A 5,617-nucleotide genomic window follows, 5' to 3' on the forward strand; every position below is an offset into this window, starting at 1 on the left:
CCAAGCCTGTAGTGGACTTTCACCACCGAGTATTCGCCCATGCAGGGCGCACAAATAAAGAAGTCGCGTTCGAAATTGTCGAACGCGACTTCTTTTTGGGTAATATGTCATTTTCTGACGATTACAAACTTAGTGTATAATAGTCATTGTTCTACAAAATTAGTGAAAATAAAAAAAAGGATTTGTCCATTTTTTAAAGAAATTATTAATAACAAGAATAAAGCAACATCATTTAGAAGGGATGTAATAAAGCGAATGAAGACTAACAAGTTGCTTAGCCAAATATGGGGATGGGGTAAAGCATTTATCGTAGCATTACTTCTCTCAATTATAATTAGTGTATTTATTATTCAGCCTTATAAAGTTGTTGGAAGTTCAATGGAACCTACATTTTCTGGTGAAGACCTTTATAATCAAGATAAAAAGGGCGACCGGGTTATGGTATTCAAGAGTGCATATCTTTTTGGAAAAGAACCATCATATGGTGATTTGGTAATCATTGATAGTCAAGTTTCAACCCCGCGAACGTTCAAGGATCACTTACTAGAAAGTCCAATCTTTGGACTATTTACTGGTGAAGAGTTTAATGAAAAGTTCTGGATCAAACGAGTAATTGGGGTTGAAGGAGACAAAATTGAATATAAAGATGGTAAAGTATATCGTAATGGTACTTTATTAGAAGAAAGCTATACAAAGGAGGATATATTAACTCCGTTTGATTCAGTTGTTATCCCTGAAGATCATGTTTTTGTTATGGGCGATAATCGCAATCATAGTAGTGATAGCCGACAAATTGGTCCAGTACCAATGGAACATGTCGTCGGAAAGGTAGTTATAAGATTTTATCCTTTTGATCGAATTGATAAGTATTGAATTAGTTGAATCATATACCGCCAACGTTATTTGTGCTAAATTCTCCAACATTGAACAGCGTGGTGAAAGAAAGATTCAGGTTGAGCACCCAAGCTCGTGCTGATAAATAGAAGGAAAAGTTCCTCTTAATTCATAAATATTATTAAAAAAAGCCTAAATAAAAGGAGAAACTCCGCCTATCGTTCTTAAAAATTCAAAAATAGGAGATTTTGCTTTCCATAACAGGAAAATATCCGCTTAAATTTCTATTTACTCGTGTGGTTTCAAATCAGATTATAAAAAACGCAGAGGATGCTAAAACCTCTGCGTTTTTCTGTATTTATTTAAAAGTATACGTTGTCAATTTGGCACCGAAAGACCGTATTATTTAGCTGGTTTTAAAATGAGTGTATATCCGTCTTTTTCATAGTGTGATTTATCTGTATATGTTTTATGGTATTTACCAGTCGTCCACTCTTCAACTTGGTCTTGATAAAAGTCACTTAATACATGTCCTGATTGACCTGGACCAACCACATTATACGTTTCAGAAAGATTTGCAAAATCAACAACTGACCTCCAAGCAGCACCATGTGTAACTAAACCAGTATCTCTATTAAATCCTGCTGCAGCAACTGTGACACCACTACCGCCCATTGCTGTTGGACCACCAAAATTAAATAAATAATTTAACGGTTTAATTGCAGACAATGGATGTTTAAAAGGTACAGCATGATAATCGCCCCAAACCCAATTACTTGGTTTATCTCCTTGACGTTCTACCGCAAAATCAACAGCACGTTGAAAGGATTGAAATGTAACCTCTTCAAGCCCTCCGGCTTCACTTAACCAAATACCTTCCTTGCCATTAACAGCATCTCTAATCATTTGGTCCACAATTTGCCCTTTTCCTTCAAATAATTCGTCAACGTCATTAGGAATTTCATCTTCAAACAACACATTTGCAAATTCAGTCATCCATTGATGGAAGACGAGTGGAGCAGCTGCTTCTATGTCTTCTACATAATCCCAATTTTCAAATAGCTCAATAACCTTTTTGTCAATTTCCCTTAGTTCACCCTTACTTTCCTCCAATGCTTTTAGGAAAATTGGAACGAACTCCTCTGCTTGTAAATTATGTTGATCAAATTGAAGCTTAAGCATATCATCTACTGTAATCTTGTCCTTACTATTTAAAACATCACGGATTCGTTGCTGACGGTAAGGTTGAGCCCACGTATTTGTAATATGATATGGATAATCATCTGGCGTAATTTTATTATTTGCTGTTGAAATAAAGCCTTCTTCAGGGTTCACAATTGTAGGAAGTTCATCCCAAGGGATATATCCCTCCCACTCGTATTCATCCGTCCATCCAGGCACAGGAACGGAGCTATCCCCTTTTTTCCGAATTGGAATTAGTCCATTTGCACGATAAGCAATCGTTCCGTCATTAGCTGCAAATACAAAGTTCTGGGCTGGAGTATGGAAATAAGTAAGAGCCTTCTTGAACTCTTCCCAGTCCTTTGCTTTGTTGAACATCATAACTGCCTCTAATTCTGTTGATGGATCAAGAGCCGTCCAGCGTAACGACAAAGCAGTATCTTCCTTATCATCATGCGTAAATTCAGAAATAATCGGTCCATGTCTCGTAATTTGAACCTCATATGGAACTGTCTTACCGTCTTTTACTTTAATCGGTTCCTTAACGACAGTAGCATCCTCCCACTTACCCATATATTCAAATTGTTTTGGGTTATCCGGATTTCTTTTTTCAATATATAAATCTTGTACATCCGGACCAACATTCGTTACTCCCCAAGCAATATTCTCATTTCTACCTAAGATAATCCCAGGAACACCCGCAAAAATTACACCACTTACATTAACATCGGGACTCTCAATATGAGTCTCATACCAAATCGATGGTGTTGCTAATCCTAAATGAGGATCATCCGCTAAAATCGGTAATCCAGACTCTGTTTTATCACCACTTACCACCCAGTTATTACTACCATTAAATTCATTTGGAAATTGTACAGTTGCAATACTTTTTGTTATATCAAGCTCATTTTCCCTTAATGCTTGAAGGACAGTCGCACCATCCTCAGGATATGTAGGAAATAATTCTAACACCTTTTCATCAGAAAAATGTTGTGCCATATAATATCGAAAAGCCTGTCCCTTATAATGTCCACCTAAGTCATAGGCCATATATTTACCAATTGTAAGAGAATCTATAGGAGTCCATTCAGTTGGCTCATAACCAGCAAAGGTAAATTCTACTGGTAAAGTATTGTTCTTTTTAGCATCCTTAATATAAGCATTAACCCCGTCAGCATATGCTTGTAAGACATCCTTTGCTTCTGATGAATACCCATCATAGGATGCCACTGCTGCTCTTCTTAAGCCTAACGTTCTGAAGTATTTATCTTGATCAAGGGTTGAAGCACCTATAACTTCACTTAGCTCACCTGAAGCCTGTCTACGGCTTAAATCCATTTGGAAGATTCGATCTTGTGCTGTAACAAATCCTTGTGCAAAATATAAATCATAGCTATTTTCTGCAAGAATATGTGGAACACCATTTTTATCACGAGTAACTTCCACTTCTTTTGTTATTTCAGTAAGATTAATCTCACCTTCAATGACTGGTAAACTTTTTCGTAAAAATAAATAACCACCTAATAATAGAGATGCCATCAAGACGATAAGAACGATACCAATAATCAATAAAACCTTCCAACGTCTCTTCTGTGGCCAAAATTTACGCTTTACAACTACTTCTGCACCCATAATATCCCCCTTTAAAACTTGTTTCTTTCTATAGAGTAATGTTATTTCAAAAAAGCACTACCCCTAATTATAATATTCAGATTATTATTTGTCGAATTAATGTTCTGATAACAATTCGACAAATTTCATTAAATTCTTGGGAATAACAGCATTTTGTTGATTTTTGTAAAAATACATAGTCACATTTGCTAAAAATGACATTTTTTTCACTATCATTTTTTTAATTAATTCTCGTTGAAAGAAGGAAGATATTATAGTAAAAGCGAATATTAATTAAAAGAAGTAAAGAAAATGAGAGGATGACTACATTGAACGCACATGAAATTGAGTATAAATTATATGGTGATGATATGCAGTTTGTTGAGATCGAATTAGACCCTAGTGAAAGTGTAATTGCCGAAGCAGGCGGCATGATGATGATGGAAGATGGAATCGGTATGGAAACCATCTTCGGTGATGGTTCTGGCGGAGGCCAAACAGGTTTATTCGGCAAACTACTAGGTGCCGGTAAAAGGGTTCTAACAGGGGAAAGTCTTTTTATGACAGTATTCACCAACAATGGTGGCGGTAAGAAACATGTCTCATTCGCAGCTCCATACCCTGGTAAAATCATTCCAGTTGATTTAAGCGAAATGGGAGGAAAAGTAATTTGTCAAAAGGATGCCTTCCTTTGCGCAGCCAAAGGTGTTTCTGTCGGTATTGAATTCCAACGTAAATTAGGTACAGGCTTTTTCGGTGGTGAAGGCTTTATCATGCAAAAATTAGAAGGTGATGGGCTAGCATTTTTACATGCTGGCGGTACAATACATAGAAAAGATCTCCAACCGGGGGAGGTATTACGTATTGATACTGGTTGTCTTGTGGCATTGACGAAGGATGTAGACTATAACATAGAATTTGTCGGAAAAGTAAAGACTGCATTTTTCGGTGGAGAAGGCCTATTCTTTGCAACAGTTAGAGGTCCAGGTACTGTTTGGGTACAATCACTTCCATTTAGTCGTCTTGCTGATCGAATTTTTGCAAGTGCACCGAGTAATGGGGGAAGTAGTAGAGGTGAAGGCAGTATTTTAGGCGGACTTGGCAGATTACTTGATGGTGATAATTGATAATGTGATTTTGAGGGAATCCAGATTTAATTCTGGATTCTTTTTTATGGATAAATGCTACGACCATTCAAATTCTTGGCGGAGGCCAGGTTTTCTAATATTTATCTCGTATTATTAATTCATAATATGGAAAAGTAATCATTGGAGGTGTTTTAGAATTATGAAGCGTAAATCGGAAAAAATTGATTTTCAGGGGGAAGCACCATTATTTGATGCACCTGATGATAAAATATTAGCCTTTGATATGTTCCGTGGTCCCTCACCCGGACTATTCTCAGACATTGATCTCGATAATCCAGGGAGGAAAATTGAAGAAGATATTAATGATCAAGATTAATATGAGCTGCGCCTGTTGTATTTAAACAGGTGCTCTTTTTTGGGGATATTTGCATTCTATATGAGGAGGATACATATGATGTTTTTTAGAAAGATGACAAGCGGAAGGGAGTAGCGCACATTAATCTCACATAACGTGCAAATCTGGCTTATTGGCTTATCAGCCGCTTTTTTGATTTAATGGCCGTATTTCTAGATTAACGTCCGTATTTTCTTATTAATGACCGTATTTCTTGGCTATCGTGCATATATTTAATAGTATCAAGTTAGTCTCCCTTAATTCACTTAAAATCTAGCAAAATTAAAGCACAAAAGTATAATATTCTTTCAAACTATACAAATTGCTATGAAAAACTATTAGGAAATCTTAAAAGTTAATGAAATGCCATCAAGAAAAGAAGATAAATCACTAAAACTTTAATTTTATTAAAATACAAAATAAAAACGCTATGAGTATTCTCATAACGTTTGATGACCCGTACGGGATTCGAACCCGTGTTACCGCCGTGAAAGGGCGGTGTCTTAAC

At 36.4% G+C, this 5,617-nt stretch carries 4 protein-coding genes; 3 read left to right on the forward strand and 1 reads right to left on the reverse strand.

Annotated features, from left to right (window positions below; all coding sequences use genetic code 11):
- Positions 1-255 precede the first annotated feature (255 nt).
- Positions 256-873, forward strand: coding sequence for a signal peptidase I (gene lepB / locus MJG50_RS21845; protein ID WP_240257891.1), 618 nt, complete (start codon positions 256-258; stop codon positions 871-873).
- A 363-nt stretch (positions 874-1,236) separates the two neighbouring features.
- Here lepB and MJG50_RS21850 read toward each other — a convergent pair whose 3' ends face one another.
- Complete coding sequence (locus MJG50_RS21850; RefSeq protein WP_240257892.1) at positions 1,237-3,648, reverse strand: penicillin acylase family protein; 2,412 nt, start codon at positions 3,646-3,648, stop codon at positions 1,237-1,239.
- A 308-nt stretch (positions 3,649-3,956) separates the two neighbouring features.
- Here MJG50_RS21850 and MJG50_RS21855 point away from each other — a divergent pair, with 308 nt between their 5' ends.
- Both MJG50_RS21855 and MJG50_RS21860 read left to right on the forward strand, forming a co-directional pair.
- Positions 3,957-4,754 (forward strand): TIGR00266 family protein, encoded by a 798-nt coding sequence (locus tag MJG50_RS21855; protein WP_240257894.1) that lies wholly within the window; start codon positions 3,957-3,959, stop codon positions 4,752-4,754.
- A gap of 160 nt (positions 4,755-4,914) precedes the next feature.
- Complete coding sequence (locus tag MJG50_RS21860) at positions 4,915-5,091, forward strand: hypothetical protein (protein ID WP_240257893.1); 177 nt, start codon at positions 4,915-4,917, stop codon at positions 5,089-5,091.
- The last annotated feature ends 526 nt before the right edge of the window (positions 5,092-5,617 follow it).

This window comes from Fredinandcohnia quinoae (assembly GCF_022427965.1).
Classification (GTDB): Bacteria; Bacillota; Bacilli; order Bacillales; family Bacillaceae_L; genus Ferdinandcohnia; species Ferdinandcohnia quinoae.

What these genes read in the sequence shown, in the direction of transcription:
- MJG50_RS21850 (WP_240257892.1), bottom strand. Translation starts at nt 3,648, where the DNA reads ATGGGTGCAGAAGTAGTTGTAAAGCGTAAATTTTGGCCACAGAAGAGA.
- MJG50_RS21860 (WP_240257893.1), top strand. Translation starts at nt 4,915, where the DNA reads ATGAAGCGTAAATCGGAAAAAATTGATTTTCAGGGGGAAGCACCATTA.
- lepB (WP_240257891.1), top strand. Translation starts at nt 256, where the DNA reads ATGAAGACTAACAAGTTGCTTAGCCAAATATGGGGATGGGGTAAAGCA.